Annotated in this window: 18 protein-coding genes; 8 read left to right on the top strand and 10 right to left on the bottom strand. The window is 71.3% G+C overall.

Annotated elements, in window-relative coordinates; translation table 11 throughout:
• The first annotated feature begins 18 nt into the window (after window positions 1-18).
• A complete protein-coding gene (gene polA / locus HUO13_RS07185) occupies window positions 19-2,703 on the top strand; it encodes a DNA polymerase I (protein WP_211902714.1) in 2,685 nt (894 codons plus the stop codon).
• A 189-nt stretch (window positions 2,704-2,892) separates the two neighbouring features.
• Complete coding sequence (locus HUO13_RS07180) at window positions 2,893-3,324, top strand: VOC family protein (protein ID WP_211900665.1); 432 nt, start codon at window positions 2,893-2,895, stop codon at window positions 3,322-3,324.
• A gap of 83 nt (window positions 3,325-3,407) precedes the next feature.
• Here HUO13_RS07180 and HUO13_RS07175 read toward each other — a convergent pair whose 3' ends face one another.
• Genes HUO13_RS07175 through HUO13_RS07160 form a run of 4 tightly spaced genes read right to left on the bottom strand, consistent with a single transcriptional unit; the run spans window position 3,408 to window position 8,030 of the window.
• Window positions 3,408-5,474 carry a YhgE/Pip domain-containing protein gene (locus HUO13_RS07175; RefSeq protein ID WP_211900664.1) on the bottom strand — a complete coding sequence of 689 codons (2,067 nt, stop codon included), beginning with the start codon at window positions 5,472-5,474 and terminating at the stop codon, window positions 3,408-3,410.
• Window positions 5,471-6,142 (bottom strand): hypothetical protein, encoded by a 672-nt coding sequence (locus HUO13_RS07170; protein ID WP_211900663.1) that lies wholly within the window; start codon window positions 6,140-6,142, stop codon window positions 5,471-5,473. Before HUO13_RS07170 ends, HUO13_RS07175 begins: the two co-directional genes overlap by 4 nt.
• Window positions 6,143-6,194: 52 nt before the next feature.
• Entirely contained in the window at window positions 6,195-7,133 is a 939-nt protein-coding gene (locus HUO13_RS07165; protein ID WP_211900662.1) for a GNAT family N-acetyltransferase, read from the bottom strand.
• A 27-nt stretch (window positions 7,134-7,160) separates the two neighbouring features.
• A complete protein-coding gene (locus tag HUO13_RS07160) occupies window positions 7,161-8,030 on the bottom strand; it encodes a class I SAM-dependent methyltransferase (protein ID WP_211900661.1) in 870 nt (289 codons plus the stop codon).
• 329 nt (window positions 8,031-8,359) lie between these two features.
• Between HUO13_RS07160 and rpsA the strand changes: the two genes are divergently transcribed.
• Both rpsA and coaE read left to right on the top strand, forming a co-directional pair.
• Window positions 8,360-9,871: a 30S ribosomal protein S1 gene (gene rpsA / locus HUO13_RS07155; protein ID WP_211900660.1), complete on the top strand. Its 1,512-nt coding sequence runs from the start codon at window positions 8,360-8,362 to the stop codon at window positions 9,869-9,871.
• A gap of 381 nt (window positions 9,872-10,252) precedes the next feature.
• Window positions 10,253-11,452, top strand: a complete 1,200-nt coding sequence (gene coaE, locus HUO13_RS07150) for a dephospho-CoA kinase (RefSeq protein WP_211900659.1) — start codon at window positions 10,253-10,255, stop codon at window positions 11,450-11,452.
• On the opposite strand, the gene HUO13_RS07145 is transcribed toward coaE, so the two are convergent.
• Window positions 11,453-11,599 carry a hypothetical protein gene (locus HUO13_RS07145; protein WP_211900658.1) on the bottom strand — a complete coding sequence of 49 codons (147 nt, stop codon included), beginning with the start codon at window positions 11,597-11,599 and terminating at the stop codon, window positions 11,453-11,455.
• On the bottom strand, window positions 11,596-12,849 hold the full coding sequence (locus HUO13_RS07140; RefSeq protein WP_211900657.1) for an NAD(P)/FAD-dependent oxidoreductase: 1,254 nt from the start codon (window positions 12,847-12,849) through the stop codon (window positions 11,596-11,598). Before HUO13_RS07140 ends, HUO13_RS07145 begins: the two co-directional genes overlap by 4 nt.
• A gap of 163 nt (window positions 12,850-13,012) precedes the next feature.
• Here HUO13_RS07140 and HUO13_RS07135 point away from each other — a divergent pair, with 163 nt between their 5' ends.
• The gene (locus HUO13_RS07135; RefSeq protein ID WP_211900656.1) at window positions 13,013-13,870 is read left to right on the top strand and encodes a polysaccharide deacetylase family protein; all 858 of its coding nucleotides are present in this window, start codon (window positions 13,013-13,015) and stop codon (window positions 13,868-13,870) included.
• A gap of 100 nt (window positions 13,871-13,970) precedes the next feature.
• Here HUO13_RS07135 and HUO13_RS07130 read toward each other — a convergent pair whose 3' ends face one another.
• From HUO13_RS07130 to HUO13_RS07115, 4 genes are all read right to left on the bottom strand, one after another.
• Complete coding sequence (locus HUO13_RS07130) at window positions 13,971-15,494, bottom strand: PucR family transcriptional regulator (protein WP_211900655.1); 1,524 nt, start codon at window positions 15,492-15,494, stop codon at window positions 13,971-13,973.
• A 164-nt stretch (window positions 15,495-15,658) separates the two neighbouring features.
• The gene (locus HUO13_RS07125; protein WP_249124507.1) at window positions 15,659-16,138 is read right to left on the bottom strand and encodes a hypothetical protein; all 480 of its coding nucleotides are present in this window, start codon (window positions 16,136-16,138) and stop codon (window positions 15,659-15,661) included.
• A gap of 179 nt (window positions 16,139-16,317) precedes the next feature.
• Window positions 16,318-16,872 (bottom strand): DUF402 domain-containing protein, encoded by a 555-nt coding sequence (locus tag HUO13_RS07120; RefSeq protein WP_211900653.1) that lies wholly within the window; start codon window positions 16,870-16,872, stop codon window positions 16,318-16,320.
• Between the two features lie 89 nt (window positions 16,873-16,961).
• Window positions 16,962-17,399, bottom strand: coding sequence for an SPW repeat protein (locus HUO13_RS07115; protein WP_211900652.1), 438 nt, complete (start codon window positions 17,397-17,399; stop codon window positions 16,962-16,964).
• Between the two features lie 292 nt (window positions 17,400-17,691).
• Here HUO13_RS07115 and uvrB point away from each other — a divergent pair, with 292 nt between their 5' ends.
• From uvrB to HUO13_RS07100, 3 genes are all read left to right on the top strand, one after another.
• Complete coding sequence (gene uvrB, locus HUO13_RS07110; protein WP_211900651.1) at window positions 17,692-19,845, top strand: excinuclease ABC subunit UvrB; 2,154 nt, start codon at window positions 17,692-17,694, stop codon at window positions 19,843-19,845.
• A 131-nt stretch (window positions 19,846-19,976) separates the two neighbouring features.
• On the top strand, window positions 19,977-21,161 hold the full coding sequence (locus HUO13_RS07105) for an FAD-dependent oxidoreductase (RefSeq protein ID WP_211900650.1): 1,185 nt from the start codon (window positions 19,977-19,979) through the stop codon (window positions 21,159-21,161).
• A gap of 113 nt (window positions 21,162-21,274) precedes the next feature.
• A complete protein-coding gene (locus tag HUO13_RS07100; RefSeq protein WP_211900649.1) occupies window positions 21,275-21,955 on the top strand; it encodes a hypothetical protein in 681 nt (226 codons plus the stop codon).
• Window positions 21,956-22,034 lie beyond the last annotated feature (79 nt).

Here is a 22,034-nt window from a genome sequence, read left to right as displayed (position 1 = left end):
CTAGACTCGCCTGCCGTGATGGATTCCGAAGACCGCCGCCTGCTGCTGATCGACGGCCACTCGATGGCCTACCGCGCCTTCTACGCCCTGCCGAAGGAGAAGTTCCAGACCGGCACGGGCCAGCACACCAACGCGGTCTACGGGTTCACGTCCATGCTGATCAACCTGCTCCGCGACGAGCAGCCGACGCACCTCGCGGTCGCCTTCGACGTCTCGCGCAAGACCTTCCGGTCCGAGACGTTCTCCGACTACAAGGCCACCCGCGGCTCCACGCCCGACGAGTTCAAGGGCCAGGTCAGCCTGATCCAGGACGTGCTGGCCGCGCTGAGCATCCCGACCCTGAGCAAGGACCACTACGAGGCCGACGACGTCATCGCCACGCTGACCACGCAGGCCACCGGCGAGGGCTTCAAGGTCTCCATCTGCACCGGCGACCGCGACGCGCTCCAGCTGGTCACCGACGCGGTCACCGTTCTCTACCCGACCAAGGGCGTTTCGGAACTGACCCGGTTCACCCCGCAGGTTGTGACCGACAAGTACGGCCTCTCGCCCGAGCAGTACCCCGACTTCGCCGCGCTGCGCGGCGACCCGTCGGACAACCTGCCCAAGATCCCCGGCGTGGGGGAGAAGACCGTCAGCAAGTGGATCCAGCAGTTCGGCTCGCTGGCCGGGCTGGTCGACCGCGTCGACGAGGTCAAGGGCAAGGCGGGCGACGCGCTGCGCGCGAACCTGTCGGCGGTGCTGCTCAACCGCCAGCTCACCGAGCTGGTCAGGGACGTGCAGCTCGAGCTGGCCCCCGCCGAGCTGGCGGTGCGCCAGTGGGACCGCGACGCCGTCCACCAGCTCTTCGACGACCTGGAGTTCCGGGTGCTGCGGGAGCGGCTGTTCTCGACGCTGTCGGCCGCCGAGCCGGAGGTCGAGGAGGGCTTCGAAGTCAGCGGCGGCGTCCTCGACCCCGGCGCGGTGGCCGCCTGGCTGGACGAGCACGCCCGCGACGGCCGCAGGGTCGGTATGTCCTTCACCTGCACCTGGTCGCGCGGCAGCGGCGACCTGGACGGCCTGGCGCTGGTCACCGCCGACGGCGCGGGTGCCTTCGTCGACGCCCGCACGCTGACCGACGACGACGAGCGCGCCCTGTCGGCCTGGCTGTCCGACGCGGCCTTCCCCAAGGCCGCCCACGACGTCAAGGGACCGCTGCACGCCGTCCGCGACCGTGGGTGGACGCTGGCGGGCCTGAGCAGCGACACGGCGCTGGCGGCCTACCTGGTGCGCCCGGGGCAGCGCTCCTTCGACCTGCCCGACCTGGTGGTGCGCTACCTGCAGCGGGAGCTGCGGGCCGAGCAGGGCGAGGACGACGGCCAGCTCTCGCTGCTGGAGGACGAGGAGCAGACCAAGGCCAGCGCCGCGGCCTCGGAGCTGGTGCGCGCCCGCGCGGTCGCCGAGCTGGCCGACACCCTCGACGCCGAGCTGGCCCGCATCGACAGCACCCGGCTGCTGACCGAGCTGGAGCTGCCGCTGCTGCAGGTGCTGTCGGAGCTGGAGGCCGCCGGAATCGCCGTCGACGCCGACCAGCTCGCCGGGCTCGGCGCGCACTTCGCGGCGCGCGTCAAGCAGGCCGCCCAGGACGCCTACGGCGTCATCGGCAAGGAGATCAACCTCGGTTCGCCGAAGCAGCTGCAGGTGGTGCTCTTCGACGAGCTGGGCATGCCCAAGACCAAGCGCACCAAGACCGGCTACACCACCGACGCCGAGGCGCTGCAGAGCCTGTACGAGAAGACCGAGCACCCGTTCCTGCAGCACATGCTCGAGCACCGCGACGCCACCCGGCTCAAGACCACTGTGGACGGACTGGTCAAGTCGATCGCCGACGACGGCCGCATCCACACCACGCTGAACCAGACCATCGCCGCCACCGGCAGGCTGTCCTCGACCGAGCCGAACCTGCAGAACATCCCGATCCGCACCGAGGAGGGCCGCCGGATCCGGGAGGTCTTCGTCGTCGGCGAGGGCTACTCCGAGCTGATGACGGCTGACTACAGCCAGATCGAGATGCGCATCATGGCGCACCTGTCCGGTGACGAAGGGCTCATCGAGGCTTTCCGCACCGGTGAGGATCTGCACAACTACGTCGCCTCCCGGGCTTTCGGGGTGCCGATCGACGAGGTCGGCCACGAGCTGCGCAGGCGGGTCAAGGCGATGTCCTACGGCCTGGCCTACGGCCTGTCCGCCTTCGGGCTGGCCCAGCAGCTGCGGATCTCCACCGAGGACGCCCGCGAGCAGATGGAGGCTTACTTCGCCCGCTTCGGCTCGGTCCGCGACTACCTGCGCGACGTCGTCGACCAGGCGCGCAAGGACGGCTACACCTCGACCATCCTGGGCAGGCGCCGCTACCTGCCCGACCTGACCAGCGACAACCGGCAGCGGCGCGAGATGGCCGAGCGGATGGCGCTCAACGCGCCGATCCAGGGCAGCGCGGCCGACATCATCAAGGTCGCGATGCTGGACGTGCACGAAGCGCTGCGGCCGCTGCGGTCGCGGATGCTGCTGCAGGTGCACGACGAGCTGATCATCGAGGTCGCCGACGGCGAGCGCGAGGAGGTCGAGCGGCTCGTGCGGGAGCGCATGGGCGCCGCCTACGCGCTGGACGTGCCGCTGGAGGTCTCGGTGGGCGTCGGCGGGTCGTGGGACGCCGCGGCGCACTGAGCGCCGCGAACGACTGTCCGCTGTCGACTCGTGACGCAATGTTGCGTCCTGGTCACGAAATCGCCGTTGCGGAGCGCCGGATCGGCGGCATCCCCTTGGATGGTCGCGCACCGGCGGACCGCGCTAGAGCGCGGTTTGCCGGTCCCGATAGCCTTCGTACTTCGCGAACCGTCCCCATACAGGAGCAGCATGATCAGCATCGACAGAGTGGACCACCTGGTCCTCACCGTGGCCGATGTCGATCGGGCAGTGGATTTCTACGAGCGGATTCTGGGCATGCGCGCGGTGACCTTCGCCGGTGACCGGCGCGCGGTGAGCTTCGGCCGGCAGACGATCAAGCTGCACGCGGCGAGCGAGCTGGTGGAGCCCACGGCTACGCACCCGGTGCCCGGTTCGGCCAACCTGTGCTTCGTCACGAGCAGCGCCATCAGCGAGGTGCAGGACCAGCTGCGGGCCTGCGACGTCCGCATCGAGGAGGGCCCGGTCAGCCGGATCGGCGCGCTCGGCCCGATCACCTCGCTGTACCTGCGGGACCCGGACGGCAACCTCATCGAGATCGCCCGCTACGACGAGCCCGTCGACGAGCCGGCAGCCGAACCCGCCGGGGAGCCCGCGCTGTAACGAGCGCAGGTCGGCGTCGAACGCGCGAAGGGGTGGGCGAATCCGATCCGCCCACCCCTTGGTGCTGTTTGGAGAAAACGCCTTTACAGCGACAGCTCCGGCTTGAGCCGTGCCGGGGTCCAGACCCGCTGTCGCCATGCGGCGATGGTGCTCAGCAGCAACCCCGCGATCAGGTAGCACAGCAGCACGCCCGCTGCGTTCGTCGCAGCGGCCATGCCGGGCCCGCCGTAGAGCAGGTGCCGCAGGCCGCTGACGACGTAGCTCAGCGGCAGCACCTGGTGCAGTGGGTGCAGCGGCTCGGGGATGGTCTGCCACGGGAACGTGCCGCCCGCGGTGACCAGCTGCAGCACCAGGATGATCAGCGCGATGAACTTGCCCTTCGGCCCGAAGGCGGCGTTGAGGGCGTGCACGACCGCGGTGAACGCGAACGAGGTCAGCACCAGGAACGCCAGCGTCCACCAGGCGTGGGCGGGGTGGACACCGACGGCGAACACCACCACCGCGTAGAGCAGCACCGCCTGCACCAGCCCGACGATCGCGGCCGGAAGCCAGCCGCCCAGCGCGATCCGCCACGGCGCGACCCCGGCGGCCAGCGCCCGGCTCGACAGCGGCCGCATCAGCAGGAACAGCACGAACCCGCCGATCCACAGCGCCAGGCCCATGAAGAACGGGGCTAGCCCGGCGCCGTAGGTGGAGGCGCTGACCTGGGCGTGGGTGTCGACGGTGACCGGGTCGCCGATGGTCGAGGCGGTGGCCTCCCGCGTCGGGTCGTCCGGGTGCGGGATGTCGTTGGCTCCCTTGCCGAGCTCGTCGGCCAGCGTGTTGGAACCGTCGGCGAGCTGCCCGGAGCCGTCGGCGAGCTGCTGTGCCCCGCCGTGCAGGCGGTCGGCGCCGTCGGTGAGCTTGCTCGTGCCGTTGAGCGCTTGGCGCTCGCCGTCCCGCAGCTGCACGGCGCCGTCGTTGAGCTGCCCTGCACCGTCGGAGAGCTGGCCCGCGCCGTCGGTGAGCTGCCCGATGGCGCCGGTCATCGCGGGGGTGGCGTCGGCGAGCTTGCGGTTGCCGTCGGCGACCTGCCGGGAGCCGTCGGCCAGCGCGCGCAACTGCCCGACCTGGTCCTGAACCTTGCCGTTGGCGTCGGTGATGGGACTGTTGAGCTGGTCCAGCCCCGCGGTGACGCGGTCGATGGTGGCCTTGTCGACACCCGCCTGGCGGAGCTGGTCGGTGATGCGGGCCTTGGACTGATCGAGGTTGTCGACGACGTCCTGCGAGACGCCGCCGAGCACGTCGGCCTTGTCGGCCAGCTTCTCGTTGCCGTCGGCGACCTTGTCGGCACCGTCGGCGAGCTTGGCGGTCTGCTCGGGCAGCGCCGCCGTCGCCTGGCGCAGCTGGGTGAGCCCGCCGTGAAGGCGGTCGGCGCCGTTGGTGAGCCGACCGGTGCCGTCGGCGAGCTGCTCGGAGCCGTCGGCGAGCCGGTGCTGGCCGTCGAGCAGCTGGTGGGCGCCGGAGGAGAGCTGCGCGGTGCCGTCCTCGGCCTGCCCGATGCCGTCGCGCAGCCGGTCGGCGCCGTCGGCGATCTTGCCCGCGCCGTCGGCGGCCTGCACGGTCTTGTCGTGGACCGTGCTGAAGCCGAGCAGGAACTGCTCGGCGGCCTCGGTGCCCGCGTTCTCGGCGACCGCCTTGCGCACCTCGGAGACGACCTTGTCGGCGATGGTGCCGACCAGGTAGTTGTTGGCGTCGTTGGTGATCAGCCGCAGCCGGGCCTGGCGCGGCTCGAACTCGCCGGGGGAAAGCAGCGCGCCGGAGAAGTCCTTCGGCACCACCAGGGCGAAGGTGTAGCGGCCGTCGGAGACGCCCTGCTGCGCCTGGGCTTCGCTGACGCGCTGCCAGTCGAAGGTGCCGGAGCCTGCCAGCTCGTCGAAGACGTCCTGACCGGCCTGCAGCCGGGTGCCGTCGTCGCGCGCGGCGCCCTCGTCGTCGATCACCACGGCGGCGGGCACCGAGCTCAGCCTGCCGTAGGGGTCCCAGTTCGCGTACAGGTACATCGCGCCGTAGAGCAGCGGCACCAGGGTGACCGCCAGGAGCGCGAGCTTCGGGAGCTTGCCCGAGGTCAGCCTGCGCAGCTCGGTGCGGGCGAGGCGGAACGTGGTCATCGGGGGGAACCTTCACTGTGAGCGGGGGTGAGATCCACTGTGGTGTCCTCGGGCCGGTTGTCCTCGCCGATCAGCGCGTGCGGGGCTTGCAACCGGAGGGCCGAGTGCGTCGAGCAGGCCACGACCACGGCGATGCCGCGCTCGGCCTGGCGACGGGCCAGCGAGTACCAGCCGGCGGGGTCGCCGCCGTGGCGGTCGGGGGAGTCCAGGACCAGTGCGCGCGGGCCGGCGGCGCGGGAGAGGTCGACCAGCAGGCGGGTGCGCACCAGCGCGGGCAGGTTCTCGAACCGCTCGCGCTCGTGCTGGTCGGCGTCGTGGGCGGCCAGCCAGGTGCGCACCCGCGACCGGCGCGACCCCAGTCCCGCGAAGCTGAGCCCCTCGGCGACGACCGTGCGCACCGACACCGTCGGCTCGGGCTCGGTGACATCCGGTGCGTCCACGACCGCGACCGCCTCGCGCAGACCCGACGGGGTGATCGCGCCGTCCAGCCGGACCGTGCCCGCGGTCGGGGCGAGCCGGCCGGCCACGGTCAGCGCCAGCGCGGTCCGCGCGATCTCCGAGTCGCCCGCGACCAGCAGCAGCTGGCCGCCGTGCACGCGCAGCGACGTGCGTTGCAGCAGCGGTCCGTGCGCGCCGGTGACCTCGACGCCCTCCGCGACGATTTCCACGCCGTTCCCTCGACTTCTCGCTCCGGTGGCGGTGCGCGGCCACCGGCGAGCGTCAGCGCAGCGCGGTGGCGGGGCGCACCTCCCACATCGTCCACAGTGGCCGGTAACCCTGGCGGGGCCAGAACACCGAGGACAGTGGGTTCGGTGGGTTGTAGTACAGGAAGCTGCCGACCGTTCCGGCGCGGGCGAACTCCTCGTGCGCCACGGCCATCAGCTCCCGGCCGATGCCGGTGCCGCGCGCTTCGTCGCGCACGGACACGCAGTTGACGTAGGCCCAGCGGCCGGGCCTGAGCCGGTGCCCGCCTTCGTGGCGTTCGGTGTCGAACCAGCCGCACTCGGCGACCGCGACCGGCCGTCCGTCCAGCTCCGCGAGCCAGACCGGGTCCCCGGCGTGCAGGCGCACCCCGGCGGAGCCCCGCTTGAGCTCGCGGGCGTTCGGGCGCCGGGTCGAGGCGCCGACCAGGGCGGCGTAGTCCAGCTCCGCCAGCGTGAGCTCGACGACGGCGTCCAGATCGGCCGGTCCGGCCCGACGAATTTTTACGGTACCAGAGAGTTTCGTATTGGGTGCCTCGGGTTCGGGTGACGGCGGTCGCACCGCGAGCACCGACAGCGGCGCGAAACCGTGGTCCAGCAGCGTCCTGGTGGCCTCCACGTCCCGGCTCGGCCACATCACCACGCAGGAGGAGTCCGTCGACGGCGCGCCGTGCTGGGCGAGCTGCGCGCGCCAGGCGGTCAGCAGCGCGTCCATCCCGGTGCGCGGTCGCTCGCCGACGACCGGGAACAGCTCGAAGGTGTCCAGCGCCTGCCACAGGCTCTGCTGCGAGCCCGGCTCGTGCCGGGTGTGCGCGACGAGGCCGGCGACCGCCTCCCCGCCGGGTATCCGCGCCATGATCGGCTCACCGCGGGGCAGCAGGTAGCGGCCCGGCAGCCACGGATCCAGCGCCGCGAACCGGGCGCCCTGCGCGTCCAGGAGTTCCTGCGCCCTGCTCACGCCTTGCCCGCCCCCTCGCCGCCGTCGTCAGCCCAGCACGCAGCGGAAGATCGAGGTTCCGGGGAACAGTCTGCCGCGCAGCGGGCTCCACTGGCCCCAGACCTGCGTGTGGCCCTCCGGCCACTCCGGCTCCACCAGCTCCACCAGCCGCAGCCCGGCCGCGGCGAGCTGGCCGACGTAGTCGCCGAGCGTGCGGTGGTGCTCGACGTAGGTGGCCCGGCCGTTGCCGTCGACCTCCACGTAGGGAGTGCGGTCGAAGTAGGACTGGACGACGGTGAGCCCGCCGGGGCCGGGGTCGTCGGAGAACATCCACCGCATCGGATGGGTCACCGCGAAGACCCAGCGGCCACCGGGGCGCAGCACCCGCGCCACCTCCCGCATCACCGCGCCGGAGTCGGCGACGAACGGCACCCCGCCGAAGGCCGAGCATGCGATGTCGAAGGAGTCGTCGGCGAAGGGCAGGGCGTCGGCGCTGGCCTGCACCAGCGGGACGTCGATACCGCTGCGCTCGGCGCCCTCGGCGGCGTGGCGCAGCATCCCGGCCGAGATGTCCAGGCCCACCGGGCGGGCGCCCTGGGCGGCGAGCCAGCGCGCGCACGGAGCCGAACCGCAGCCCACCTCCAGCACGTCGGCACCGCGAACCTCGCCGAGCAGCCCCGCCTCGGACTCGCGCAGGCCCTCCGGGCACCAGACGAAGTCGCTGACGCCGAGGAAGTCGCCGTGCTCGTGGTGGTAGTCGTCGGCGTCGGCGTCCCACCACAGGCGGCTGGCCAGGCGCGACTCGACCACGCCCGCCGTGCGTTTGCTCACACCGACCGTGCCCAGCGTGGCTTCCGCCGCGGCGTGGCCGCCCGCGGTCTGCTGGTCGGGACGCTCCGGACTGCTGGGGCCGGCCAAGGGTGTGCCTCCGACTATCCTGGGTACTGCTCGTTCATGGAGCATTCTCCTCGCGGGGCGGCCGGGGGTGCCCAGGCACACCGCGGTTTGCCCAGCGATCGAGAAAGCGCGTACGATACCGGCCGCGCCGTGGGTCTCTTTGTTGTCCGGACGTCCACGCCGGGTTCACGCCCGGACACCGACGACCGGAGGGCACCATTCCCCGTCGGATCACCTCGCCGGAGCCGCCTCGTGCGGAGCCGGGGCCGGTGGCCGCCGGGGCGAGGAACCCAGGGTGCGCCCACAATGCAGATCCAGCGACCACTATCCGTACCGGAGCAACCCACCTGATGTCCACCGACACCACCACCGTCCCGACTGCAGCCGCCACCAAGCCGCAGGTCGCAGTGAACGACGTCGGGACGGAGGAGGACTTCCTCGCCGCCGTCGACCAGACCATCAAGTACTTCAACGATGGCGACATTGTTGAGGGCACCATCGTCAAGGTCGACCGTGACGAGGTGCTGCTCGACATCGGTTACAAGACCGAGGGAGTCATCCCCTCCCGCGAGCTGTCGATCAAGCACGACGTCGACCCGGCAGAGGTCGTCACCGTCGGCGACTTCGTCGAGGCGCTTGTCCTCCAGAAGGAGGACAAGGAAGGCCGGCTGATCCTCTCCAAGAAGCGTGCGCAGTACGAGCGCGCCTGGGGCACCATCGAGGAGCTCAAGGAGAAGGACGAGCCCGTGCGCGGCACCGTCATCGAGGTCGTCAAGGGCGGCCTCATCCTCGACATCGGCCTGCGCGGCTTCCTGCCCGCGTCGCTGGTCGAGATGCGCCGCGTCCGCGACCTGCAGCCCTACGTCGGCCGCGAGCTCGAGGCCAAGATCATCGAGCTGGACAAGAACCGCAACAACGTGGTCCTGTCCCGCCGCGCCTGGCTGGAGCAGACCCAGTCCGAGGTCCGCAGCGAGTTCCTCAACCAGCTGCAGAAGGGCCAGGTCCGCAAGGGCGTCGTGTCCTCCATCGTCAACTTCGGTGCGTTCGTGGACCTCGGTGGTGTCGACGGTCTGGTGCACGTCTCGGAGCTGTCCTGGAAGCACATCGACCACCCGAGCGAGGTCGTCGAGGTCGGCCAGGAGGTCACCGTCGAGGTGCTCGACGTGGACATGGACCGCGAGCGCGTCTCGCTGTCGCTGAAGGCCACCCAGGAAGACCCGTGGCGCCAGTTCGCCCGCACCCACGCGATCGGCCAGATCGTGCCGGGCAAGGTCACCAAGCTGGTGCCGTTCGGTGCGTTCGTCCGCGTCGACGAGGGCATCGAGGGCCTGGTCCACATCTCCGAGCTGGCCGAGCGCCACGTGGAGATCCCGGAGCAGGTCGTGCAGGTCGGCGACGACGTCATGATCAAGGTCATCGACATCGACCTGGAGCGCCGCCGCATCTCGCTGTCGCTCAAGCAGGCCAACGAGGGCTTCACGCCGGACTCGGAGTTCGACCCCACCCAGTACGGGATGGCCGCCGAGTACGACAACGAGGGCAACTACATCTACCCCGAGGGCTTCGACGTCGAGACCCAGGAGTGGCAGGAGGGCTTCGAGACCCAGCGCGAGGAGTGGGAGCGCCAGTACGCCGAGGCGCACTCCCGCTACGAGGCGCACATGAAGCAGGTCGCCAAGGCCGCCGAGGCCGACGCGGAGGCCGCGGCCCAGGCCGCGACCGGCGGTGGCGGCGGTGCCGAGGAGCAGGGCGGCGGGAACTACTCGTCGTCGGCTCCGGCCGAGCAGCAGGAGGACGCCGGCTCCCTGGCCAGCGACGCCCAGCTCGCCGCGCTTCGGGAGAAGCTCTCCGGCGGTGCGTGATCCGGTAACGGCATAGCGAGGCGGCCCCGCAGCTCGAAGAGCTGCGGGGCCGCTTGCTGTCCGGGGGCGGCGGGGGCGTCTTGCGTGGCGGTTCCGGTGGCGGAACCTCAGGCGCCCTCTGGCTCCGGGATCTTTTTCTGACGTATCACGCATACGCGGCGAAAAAGCTGTCCTCGCCAGAGGACGCCTGAGAACCCGCGGCGGTGCCGGTTGCTGGGGTGGGCCAAGCGGCTGCGCCGCTTCGAAGACCAAAAGACAGGTGCTGAGGGCGCGAAGGCGAGTGCTGAGGGCGCGGGCAGTTGTGCCTCCACGCGCGGAGGCGATGCGCGGCCGACCGCGGGGCTACCGCCGCGGCGGACCGCGGCTGGCAGGATGGGCTGCGTGTTGCGCGTGGGACTCAGCGGCGGGATCGGATCGGGCAAGTCCACGGTGGCGAAGCGGCTGGCCGATCTCGGCGCCGTCGTCATCGACGCCGACGTGCTCGCCCGGGAGGTGGTGGCGCCGGGCAGCGACGGGCTGGCCGCGGTGGTGGAGCGGTTCGGCACCGAGGTCCTGGACGCCGAGGGAGCGCTGGACCGGCCCGCGATGGCCCGCCGGATCTTCGGCGACGACGAGGCCCGCGCCGCGCTGAACGCGATCGTGCACCCGAGGGTGGGTGCCCGGACCGCCGAGCTGATGGCGCAGGCCGCCGAGGACGCGCTCGTCGTGCACGACGTGCCGCTGCTGGTGGAGCTCGGCTACGCCCCGAACTACCACCTGGTCGTCATCGTCGACGCGCCGGTCGAGGACCGGGTCGGCAGGCTGGTCGACCGCGGCCTCGAGGAGTCCGACGCCAGGGCCCGCATCCGCGCGCAGGCCACCGAGGACCAGCGCCGCGAGGCGGCCGACGTGTGGCTGGACAACAGCGGATCTGTCGGCGACGTGCACGCCGCGGTCGACGCGCTGTGGGCGGACCGGCTGGTCCCCTTCGAGGCGAACGTGCGGTTGCGGACCCGGCCGCCCAAGCGGTCTCCGGTCCTGGTCGAGCCGGACCCGGAGTGGCCGCGCACCGCGCGGCGGCTGCTCGCCCGCCTGGAGCGCGCGGCAGGGGACGCCGTGGTGCGGGCCGACCACATCGGCTCGACGGCGGTGCCGGGCCTGCCCGCCGAGGACGTCGTCGACCTCCAGCTCACCGTCCGCTCGATGGCCGCCGCCGACGGGCTCGCCGAGCCGCTGGCGCAGGCCGGTTTCCCGGTGGTGCCCGAGATCCGCGGCGACGACCCGCACCCGGTGGCACCCGATCCCGGGCGGTGGGCCAAGCGCGTGCACGTCTCCGCCGACCCCGGTCGCTACGCCAACGTGCACGTGCGCGTCGCGGGCAGCCCCGGCTGGCGCTACGCGCTGCTGTACCGCGACTGGCTGCGCGCCGACGACGATGCCCGCGAGGAGTACCTGCGGATCAAGCGCGAGGCCGCGCAACGGCACGCGTCCGATCCTGACCACGACGCCTGCACCGACGCGAAGGAACCGTGGTTCGCCGACGCGTTGCCGCGGGCGGAGGAGTGGGCGTCGCGCACCGGGTGGGAACCGCCCGCGGTGTGATCACCGGCGGGGCGGCTCCGGGCGTTCGAGGGCGTACTCGGTGGCGATCTTGAGCAGCATGTCCCGCTCGACCCGCAGCAGCCGGTTCTCCCGGCGCAGCCAGTCCAGTTCCTCCCGCTCGTCCACCGAGATCTCGTCGGTGCTCATCGCAGCGGGTCGAGCGGCCGCAGCGCGGCGGGCTGCTTGCCGCACACGATCTGCTCCGACAGCAGCTGCCCCGTGATGGGCCCCAGCGTCAGACCCCACATGCCGTGCCCGCCCGCGACGTAGACACCGGGCATGCGGGAGGCGCCGACGAGCGGGAGCCCGTCGGCGGTCACCGGACGCGGCCCGACCCACTCGTCCCGGCGAGCGCTCCAGTCGACGCCGCGCAGCAGCGGACGGGCCGAGCGCACGATCGCATCGAGGCGCGCCGGGTCCAGAGGTGCGTCGGGGTCGCGGAACTCCATGGTCCCGGCGACCCGCATCGCGCCCTGGTAGGGCGTGCAGGCGACGCGCACGGCGGGCAGGTAGACCGGCCCGGGAACGGGTTGTTCGGTCGGGACGGTGAAGGAGTAGCCGCGACCTGCGCGCACCTGCCTGCGGACGCCGAACGCGCGGGCCAGCGGTGAGAGCCACGCGCCCGTCGCCAGCACCACGGCGTCGGCGGTGATCCCGTCGTGCTGTTCGCTCCTGACCACCAGCCGCGAGCCGCTGCGGAGCACGTCGCGCACGGCGAAACCGGTGCGGATGCTCGCTCCGCGCGCTTCGACGCCGCGAGCGAGGGCGCGCGTGAACTCGCCGGGGTCGACGAAGCGCTGCCCTTCCAGCCGCAGCACCGCCCCGATGCGCGAGGACAGCTGGGGAACGTCGACCTCGCCGATGTCCGGCTCGCTGAACTCCACGTCCTGCCCGGCCTGCCGGATCCGCTCGAACTCGTGGCGCAGCTCGGCGACCTGCTCGCGCCGCTCGAACGCGGCGGTGACCGCGGCAGGCACCGCGGAAGCCCGCACCCCGCCCCGGGCCAGCTCGTCGAAGGCTTCGAGGCACCCGGCGTTGAGCGGTGCGAAAGCGGCCATCGACCGGCGCCATGCGCGTGCCGTGCAGTGGCGGGCGAACCTGGCGAGGAACGACCAGAGCCCCGTGTCGGCCGATGCGGGCACGTAGAGCGGCGCGTCGCGGTCGCTCAGCGACCGCAGCCCGTAGCGCAGGACACCGGGTTCGGGCAGCGGGACCGCGAACCCGGGGGTGACGTATCCGGCGTTGCCCCAGGAAGCACCCGCGGCGACCGCGCGCCGGTCCACGACCGACACCTCGACGCCGTGCTCCCGCAGGAACCACGCGGTCGACAGCCCGACCACACCGGCACCGACCACGACGACCTTCTCCGGGGCCCGGTCCATCCCGTCCTCCCGCATGTCCGCCACCTCTTCCGCTCCGACAGCGACGAGCATGGACCCGGCAGGTGGCGAAGGCGCTGTGGATTCCGCACAAATCGAGCGGAACCGATTGGCCGAACCGCACCGTCACCGGCTACGTGCTTGACCTTCACATCGGTGTGAATGTTTCACCGTGGGTGCCATGGACAACGAACTCTTCGACTACAGCCCGATCGTCGAGCGGGAGCCGATCCACTGGCCGGGCGGTGCGCGGGTCGCCTTCTACGTCGGTGTGAACATCGAGCACTACCGGGTCGACCGCCCGGCCACGAGCATCTTCGAGGGCACCGCGCGGCTGGCGCCGGACCCGCTGAACTACGGCTGGCGCGACTACGGGCCCCGCGTGGGCCTGTGGCGCCTGATCGAGAGCCTCGACCGGCACGGGATGCGCGCGAGCGCGCTGCTCAACTCCGACGTGGTCGAGCGGTATCCGCGGATCGTCGAGGAGGGGCTGGCCCGCGACTGGGCGTGGCTGGCGCACGGCAAGAACAACTCCACGTTCCAGGCCGACGTGCCCGCCGAGGAAGAACGCGCCTACCTGAGCGAGGTCGTCGCCAGCATCGAGAAGGCGACCGGTCGCCGGCCGCGCGGCTGGATGGGACCGGGACTCACCGAGAGCTTCCAGACGCCGTCGCTGCTGGCCGAACTCGGCCTGAGCTACGTCCTGGACTGGACCAACGACGACCAGCCGTACCGGCTGAACGTACCGGGGATGCTCAGCGTCCCCTACGCCATCGAGCTGAACGACATCAGCCTCTTCGTGGGCAAGAGCCTCAGCGGGCCGGACTTCGTGCGGATCGTGAAGGACCAGCTCGAGCGGCTCCACGCCGATTCGGCGGGCAGCGGCCGGGTGATGGCGCTGGCCCTGCACCCCTTCGTCATCGGCCAGCCGTTCCGGGCCAAGTACCTGGACCAGGCGTTGGAGCACGTCGCGAACCACCCTGGCGTGTGGCTCACCACCAGCGACGAGATCGCCGAGCACTACCTGCGCTCGGCGTAGCCGGAGCGGACTACGTCAGTCGGAGATCCCGGAGTGAGAAGGCGGCTGAGGTTCCGCCAGGCACCCCACTCCGCAAGCCACATCTGAAACACGTCCTGTCCTAGACGGCCAGGGCGATGATCATGGCGAGGCGGGCTTCGGGGTCGTCCAGTTCGAGCGGGACGATCTCGGCCATCCTCCGCATCCGGTTGCGGACGGTGTTCGGGTGGATGCCCAGGCGCGCCGCTGCCGCGGCCAGGTCGGACTGGCACTCCAGCCACGCGCGCAGCGTCTCGGCGTAGTGGGTCCCGTGGACCTCGTCGTGCCGGCGCAGCCGGGCGACGGGGCCCCGGGCGGGCTGCCGGCCTGCGCCCGCGGCCCGGCGCAGCCGCTGGAGCAGGATCTCGTGCCAGTCGTCGTCGTAGACCACGGCGACATCGGCGCCGCCGCGCGCCGCGTGCAGTGCAAGGCTCTCGTCGGCCTCCTGCCTGCTGCTCACCAGCTCTCCCGGGCCCGCCGCGCCGCCGATCCCGGCGAGCACGGTGATCCCGGAAGGGATGTCGCGCGCCAGCGCCCGTACCCACTCGCGGGCGCGGGCGCGGGCGGGCTCGTCGTCGGGGAGGACGGTGTAGACGGTGTTGGCGAACAGCGCGCTTCGGCCCGGCCGCGTCCAGCCGAACCCGGTCGTCGCGCGTTCGAAGGCCAGCAGCGCCGCCGCGGCGTGGTCGCCGCCGTCGTGGGCCTGCACGGCAACGACCCGGAAGCTCGATCCCCGGAACCCCAGCCTGCTCAGTTCGGCGGCGGGGTCCCCGTCGCCCTCGACGAGCCCGATCACCAGGTCGGACTCGATCTGGCGTTCCAGGTCCGCGCTCGCGCGGCTGCGCAGCATGTGCAGCGCGGCCGTGCGCGCCCCGTTGACCAGCGCGGTCTCGCCGGCGTGGCCCAGCGGAGCGGGCGTCTCCACCCAGATCGACCCGAGCAGCTCGCGACCCGCCCGCACGGCGACAACCGCCCGGCCGCGTCCCGCACCCGTCTCCAGCGGCTGCACGAAGAGCGGCTGGTCCGACGCCGCGAGGTGCTCGAAAACGCCTCGGGCGTCCAGCTCCCGCCGCACCGCCTCGGGCACCCTGCGCCCGAGGATCGTCTCCAGCCGGGCCGGGTCGGCACCGGTCTGCTCGCTGGAGTAGGCCAGCACACCGCAGTGGTGGTCCTCGATGGTCACCGGCCCGCCCACCGACCCGGCGAGGGTGTCGGCGAGCGCGAACAGGTCGGTCGGCCCGCGCCCGGCCTCGGTCTCGCGTCCCTCCAGCACCAGGCCGTAGACGACGCCGGCGAGCTGGCCCCACGACACCTCCGGCGCCGCGACCACGACCGCCACACCGCGCTCACCGGCGGTCGCCAGCGCTCGCTCGTCGAGCTCGGAAGCCCGGAAGACGACGACGGCCGCGCGCGTGGAGGCGAGCAGCTCCGCCGCCGCCGACGCGTCGACCCCGACCGCCAGCAGCACGTCGTCGGATCGCTCGGCCGGCTCCGCCGGGTCGTGCAGCGCCACCGAGCGCAGCTCGGTCCGCCTGCTGCGCGGCGCGCACACGAGCCTGGCGCCCAGTCCACCGAGGACGTTGATCAACCGGTCCAGCTTGACCATCTGGTGCTCCGCTACCCGGCGGCCCCGCCGCTGCGGAGGCCGCGCTCACCCTTCGGTATCGAAGCTAACCGCCGCCGCGCGCGGGCCGCGGGCGGGCCAGGCATGAGCCGGGGACACCACCGATGGGCTGTGGGCACCCGGGGCTCGCGGCGAGGGTCAGCAGCTCACCAGATGTCGAAGATGCCGCGGTGGGCCAGCCACTGGTTCAGGTCGCGGTGCATGCTGATCTCCTCCAGCGTGCGGTGCACGGTCCGCAGCGCGTAATCGGCTTCGCTGAGCCGGATCAGCCCACCGGAGACCGCGTCGGCGAACTCCTCGTACTGGGCGATGCGCGCCGGCCTCTGGTCGGGCACCTCCAAGCCGAGCAGCAGGTCGGTGGTGGTCCAGGAGCGGGTGTCGCGCTCGATGTGCACCGCGGTCAGCAGGCTCGGCCCGCGGCGGGAGTGCCTGCGGCGCGGGCGGTGGCGGGTGAGCTTGAGGCCGAGGTCGGCCAGCAGCCAGGTGACCTCGCTGTCGGCGGCCGGGTCCTCGGGAGTGGAGCACTCCAGCGACAGTCCCCAGGGTTCGACGCGGCACACGTCCAGTCCCATCACGGCGCCCGAGGAATGGGACCGCCGCGCGCTGAACAGGTCGATAACGTCCACCAGCCGAGGAGAAGAAGCCACCATGCCCACGGGGCAGAGGTTAATGGCAAAAACCGTGGCGGAGATCAACAGTAGCGACTTTTAACATAACTTTTCAGAAGTCGTCGGATATCGATTCCGCGGGTGCTGCCTTCGTCACCGGGATGGCGGTAGCGGGCGTGCTCACAGCTTCGGCAGACTCAGGAATGGTGCCTGGGCCAGGAAAGCTCGATTCCGTTGTGCCGCAACCACTTCGCCAGGTCGTAGTCGTGCCGGGCAAGTCCCTCGACGGCGGCGCAGGCGGTCTCCAGCGCCCGTCGCGCGGTGGGCTCGTCGAGCAGATCCGCTTTGGTGGCAACCAGGAACTCGTCGATGTCGAGCAGTCGCGCCTCGCGGCCGGTGCGGACTTCGATGTCCAGGTAGTGGTCCACGGTGCGCCAGCGGTCCTCACCGCGCTCGATGCCGACCACGTCGAGGTAGAAGTCGAGATCCCGGCTGTGGCCCGGCTGCCAGTCGAAGCGGCTGATCCGCAGCCCGAGTCCGGGCAGCAGCCACGACCACAAGTAGCGCAGCCTCGGGTGGCCCGGCATCGGGCGCGCGAGGTAGAGGCCGAACGGCTCCACGCGGTAGAGGTCGACGTCCCGGACGATCTGCTTCGGGTCGGTGTTCGTGCGCGCGGCGAGGTCGAAGATCTCGGTCTTCGGCGGGTGGACCGGCAGCCCCAGCCGGTCGGCGATCTCGCGCTGGGTCGTCACGACCTCACCCTATGCAGGGGCGCGGCGTCGCGTCCAACGCCGCGCCCGGTTTCCTGCGCCAATACTCGCCACCTCCGATCGGGTCGGGGTCAGGCTCTCCTTCCCCCACGCTGCGGCATCATCGACGGGGCCATGGTGGCAAGGCCCGCCAGCAGCACGACCGCGCCGCCGATGACGTTGCAGAGCACGGTGGTGGCCGTGATCGCGGTCCCGCTGATGATGAATACCGACAGGATCGCCCAGAGACCCAGCACCGGGCAGACCCACGCGATCCCGTGCGTGCGGTGGAAAGCCGCCGCGAAGCACAGACCCAGGACCGCCGTGGCCATGCCGGTGACGAAGTTGTTCATCGCCAGCGAGCCCACCCCGCTGAACCCCGCGATCCAGGGGGAGAGGGCGACGAACAGCCCGCCGAGGACGATCGCCCCGTCCGCGGCCTGCGCGGTGGGGGTCTCGGCGGCCCGGTCGTAGCGGGCGCGCAGTTCGGCAAGGTCAGGATGCCCGGTGATCGGTGTACTGGTGGACATCACACCACCTCCAGAAGCGGCTGCGACCGTCCCGGTGGCGGACCTGCCGGAGCGGTCGACCCCAGTATCAGCCCGCGGCAGCCGTTCGGCATCGGCTCACCGGCAACCAGGGACGCCAGTGCCAACTGGGTTGCGGGAGGCACAGCGGCGGTCTGTGGCGGCGGTGACTCGTGTGGCGCGTGTGGCGCCTCGGAGGCGACATCGGTGCGTTGTCGGTGCCTGGGGGTAGCGTGGATGACCGACGGCGGCGACGCCGGAAGTGTCCACCCCCCAAGATCTGGTTCGGCAGGCTATGGCTTTCGCGACTGAGCACCCCGTCCTGGCCCACTCCGAGTTCCGCCCCGTGAGCGACATCCCGCGCACGGGCGGGCGGTTCCGGATGGTCAGCGACTACCAGCCCGCGGGCGACCAGCCGCAGGCGATCGACGACCTGGAACGCCGCATCAACTCGGGCGAGACCAACGTGGTGCTGCTCGGCGCCACCGGTACCGGCAAGTCGGCGACCACCGCGTGGCTGATCGAACGGGTCCAGCGGCCCACGCTGGTGCTGGAGCCGAACAAGACGCTGGCCGCCCAGTTCGCCAACGAGCTGCGCGGGTTCTTCCCGGACAACGCCGTCGAGTACTTCGTCAGCTACTACGACTACTACCAGCCCGAGGCTTACGTCCCGCAGACCGACACCTACATCGAGAAGGACTCCTCGATCAACGAGGACGTCGAGCGGCTGCGCCACTCGGCGACGTCGAACCTGCTCAGCCGCCGCGACTGCGTGGTGGTCTCGTCGGTGTCGTGCATCTACGGCCTGGGCACCCCGCAGTCGTACCTGGACCGCTCGATCCAGCTGCAGGTGGGCGGCGAGACCGACCGCGACGTGCTGCTGCGGGCGCTGGTCGACGTGCAGTACACGCGCAACGACATCGCGTTCGCCCGCGGCACCTTCCGGGTGCGCGGCGACACCGTCGAGGTCATCCCCGCCTACGAGGAGCTGGCGGTGCGCATCGAGATGTTCGGCGACGAGATCGACCGGCTGTACTACCTGCACCCGCTGACCGGTGAGGTGGTCCGCGAGGTCGACGAGGTGCGCATCTTCCCGGCGACGCACTACGTGGCGGGCCCGGAGCGGATGGAGAAGGCGATCCGCAGCATCGAGGCCGAGCTGGACGAGCAGCTGGCCAAGCTGGAGAAGCAGAACAAGCTGCTGGAGGCCCAGCGGCTGCGGATGCGCACCCAGTACGACATCGAGATGATGCGCCAGGTCGGGTTCTGCTCCGGCATCGAGAACTACTCCCGCCACGTCGACGACCGGCCCGCCGGTTCGGCCCCGGCGACCCTGATCGACTACTTCCCGGACGACTTCCTGCTGATCATCGACGAGTCGCACGTGACCGTCCCGCAGGTCGGCGGCATGTACGAGGGCGACGCCTCCCGCAAGCGCACCCTGGTCGAACACGGCTTCCGGCTGCCCAGCGCGCTGGACAACCGTCCGCTGACCTGGGAGGAGTTCGCCGACCGGATCGGGCAGACGGTGTACCTGTCGGCGACGCCCGGCCCGTACGAGATGGGCCAGGCCGGCGGCGAGTTCGTCGAGCAGGTCATCCGCCCCACCGGGCTGGTCGACCCGGAGGTCGTGGTCAAGCCGACCGAGGGCCAGATCGACGACCTGGTGCACGAGATCCGCGAGCGCGCCGAGCGCGACGAGCGGGTGCTGGTGACCACGCTGACCAAGAAGATGGCCGAGGACCTCACCGACTACTTCCTCGAGCTCGGCATCCGCGTGCGCTACCTGCACTCCGAGGTCGACACGCTGCGCCGGGTCGAGCTGCTGCGCCAGCTGCGGCTGGGCGAGTTCGACGTGCTGGTCGGCATCAACCTGCTGCGCGAGGGCCTGGACCTGCCCGAGGTGTCGCTGGTGTCCATCCTGGACGCCGACAAGGAGGGTTTCCTGCGCTCGGGCACGAGTCTGGTGCAGACGATCGGCCGCGCCGCGCGAAACGTCTCCGGGCAGGTGCACATGTACGCCGACCGGATCACCGACTCGATGCGCCACGCGATCGACGAGACGAACCGGCGGCGCGAGAAGCAGATCGCCTACAACGAGGAACGCGGCATCGACCCGCAGCCGCTGCGCAAGAAGATCGCCGACATCCTCGACCGGGTCTACAGCGAGTCGGAGGACACCGAGGAGGTGGCCGTCGGCGGTTCGGGCCGCAACGTCTCGCGCGGCAAGAAGCCCAGCGGCGAAGCCGTGGGCAGCGCCGGTCTGCTGGAGGACCGCGACATCAAGTCGATGCCGCGCGCCGAGCTGGCCGACCTGGTCCAGCAGCTCAACGACCAGATGATGAGCGCGGCCCGGGACCTGCAGTTCGAGCTGGCGGCCCGCCTGCGCGACGAGATCCAGGACCTGAAGAAGGAACTGCGGGGGATGGACGCCGCCGGCATCGAGTGAGACTCGCGGCTGGCGCCCGGTGAGACCGGACGCGACCGCACCCGGCGAGCCGGGCGACGCGTCGGCTTTTCGCGTGGCTCTCGTCCTTTTCACCGCGACCCCCGGACAATGAACGCGTCCGGGTGTCGCGGATGGGAGGGGTGTCAGGCGTGCGGATCGTCATCGCCGGTGGTGGGCTCGCGGGGTCGGCGGCCGCTTTGGCCTTGCACAAGGCGGGATTCGACGTCAGCGTCCACGAGGCGTACCGGGACGACGGCGGCGACATCGGTGCTTTCCTCACGCTGGCGAGCGGCGGAATGCTGGCCCTGGACCAGATCGGCGCCGCGGTCCCGGTGGCGCAAGCCGGTTTCGAGCTGACCTCGTTGCGCGTCACCGGCAGTGACGGGCAGCAGATCGCCGTCTCGGCCATGGGAGAGCAGGAGAATCCGCTGCGGCGCTACCGCTGCATCCGCCGCGCGGAGCTGTGCGCGGTGCTGCGCGCGGAGGTCCGGCGGCGCGGTATCCCGATCGAGTACGGCGTCCGGTTCGAGTCGTGCGCCGCTGACGGCGACGGCGTGGTCGCGCGTTTCGCCGATGGCACCAGCACGAAGGCGGATCTCGTCGTCGGCGCTGACGGCCTGCACTCGGTTGTCCGCGCAGTGGTCGACCCCGCCGCCGCTCCGAAGCGCTATGCGGGACAACAGGTCTACTACGGCTACTCCGGTCACGCCACACCGCCGCACGAGCCCGGGAGAATCGAGATGGTGCGGGGCAGCGCAAGCGCGTTCGGTTACGCGGTTTCCCCGGAGGGAAGGACTTTCTGGTTCGCGCGCCTTCCCGGACCGCTGCTGGACAGCACCGAGTCCACCGAGATGCTGCGCGAAAAGCTCGTGGCGGCCCTGAGACCGGACGCGACGCCCGCAGCGGGCATAGTCGAGGCGACCAACGAAGTACTGGCCACGAACGCGCACGACCTCGCGGCTTCGCCGCGGTGGCGCGGTCGCGGCGCGCTGCTCGTCGGGGACGCCGCGCACGCGGCATCGCCCGCGACCGGTCAGGGCGCCTCGATGGCCTTCGAGGACGCGGTGGTGCTGGCCAAGTCGCTCCGCGACTCGCCCGGCCTCGAACCCGCCCTGGACGCCTACGAGCGGCTGCGGCGTCCGAGGGTCGAGCGCAACATCGTAAACAGCGGGCAGATGAGTGCCGGGATCGACGCGAGCCACGCCGAACGCGCCGAGGATCTCGGGCGGCTGAGCCGCCGCTACGCCGACACGCCGGCTCCCGAAGCCGAGGCGGTCCGCGAGCAACTGGAGTGGGACACCCCGATTTCCCGCTGATCCCGCGATGTCGCACCGAGATGGAACCCGACCCGCGCGGCCGACGTCATACGCCACGACCGGGAGCGCGCGGAAGTGCGCTGGAGGCGGCGGGTTCGCGGAAGGTTGACGACATGGGGTACGGCCCGGTTGAGCTCAGCGACTACGAGCTCCGGTACGTCGCGATGCTCGACGAGCTCCGCGGCGCCGCGGAAGTGGACCTGGTGCATGAGGAACTGGGGCCGGTCGCCGATATCGCGAACTCACAGAACGCCTTCGCCCTGATCGCCGACGAGCACGGAGTGGTGCTGGATCCCGCGCTGAGGCGGCACTTCCTGAGCTTCGAGGTCGTCGGCTGCAAGTGGCGTGCGGGCGACCTGGTCGGCGAGTTCTCGGTGTGCCACCTGGCCGGAGCGATGGCGCAGACGGGTGCCTACCTGGAGACCGAGTACGCCACCGAGGCGGAGTCGCAGGTGTACCGGCACATGCACCCCTTCGACGAACACCCGGTGTCGGGCGACGGCGCGCTCTCGGGGCTGCGCTTCCCGGCGGGTGCCACCTCTCCGGAGGTGTGGTACTTCGACGGCACCAGCGAGCTGTACCTGCTCGACTTGGACTACGGCGGGTACCTGGACGCGCTGCTGGTGACCAAGGGCGCCTTGGGCTGGCAGTATCTGTTCGCGGACGTAGACCGCGGATGCGACGAGTTCGACGTGTTGGCCGACGAGCTGCGGAACATGCTGGAGATCTTCCCGCGGATCTTCCCCGGCCACGACTACGAGCCGTTGCGGGAACGGCTGGACGAGCGGCTCTGAGGGGCTTTCGTGAACTTGCTTTTGGACTCACCTTGCGTGGCGGTGTGGGTGGCGGAACCTCAGGCGTCCTCTGGCTCCG

This window comes from Saccharopolyspora erythraea (assembly GCF_018141105.1).
Classification (GTDB): domain Bacteria; phylum Actinomycetota; class Actinomycetes; order Mycobacteriales; family Pseudonocardiaceae; genus Saccharopolyspora_D; species Saccharopolyspora_D erythraea_A.
Note: the sequence above shows the minus strand (reverse complement) of the source record. Positions and strands in the feature narration are given on the sequence as shown.

Coding starts and splice junctions, on each gene's coding strand:
- polA (WP_211902714.1), top strand. CDS start 19: ATGGATTCCGAAGACCGCCGCCTGCTGCTGATCGACGGCCACTCGATG.
- HUO13_RS07180 (WP_211900665.1), top strand. CDS start 2,893: ATGATCAGCATCGACAGAGTGGACCACCTGGTCCTCACCGTGGCCGAT.
- HUO13_RS07175 (WP_211900664.1), bottom strand. CDS start 5,474: ATGACCACGTTCCGCCTCGCCCGCACCGAGCTGCGCAGGCTGACCTCG.
- rpsA (WP_211900660.1), top strand. CDS start 8,360: ATGTCCACCGACACCACCACCGTCCCGACTGCAGCCGCCACCAAGCCG.
- HUO13_RS07145 (WP_211900658.1), bottom strand. CDS start 11,599: ATGAGCACCGACGAGATCTCGGTGGACGAGCGGGAGGAACTGGACTGG.
- HUO13_RS07140 (WP_211900657.1), bottom strand. CDS start 12,849: ATGCGGGAGGACGGGATGGACCGGGCCCCGGAGAAGGTCGTCGTGGTC.
- HUO13_RS07135 (WP_211900656.1), top strand. CDS start 13,013: ATGGACAACGAACTCTTCGACTACAGCCCGATCGTCGAGCGGGAGCCG.
- HUO13_RS07130 (WP_211900655.1), bottom strand. CDS start 15,494: ATGGTCAAGCTGGACCGGTTGATCAACGTCCTCGGTGGACTGGGCGCC.
- HUO13_RS07115 (WP_211900652.1), bottom strand. CDS start 17,399: ATGTCCACCAGTACACCGATCACCGGGCATCCTGACCTTGCCGAACTG.
- uvrB (WP_211900651.1), top strand. CDS start 17,692: ATGGCTTTCGCGACTGAGCACCCCGTCCTGGCCCACTCCGAGTTCCGC.
- HUO13_RS07105 (WP_211900650.1), top strand. CDS start 19,977: ATGGGAGGGGTGTCAGGCGTGCGGATCGTCATCGCCGGTGGTGGGCTC.
- HUO13_RS07100 (WP_211900649.1), top strand. CDS start 21,275: ATGGGGTACGGCCCGGTTGAGCTCAGCGACTACGAGCTCCGGTACGTC.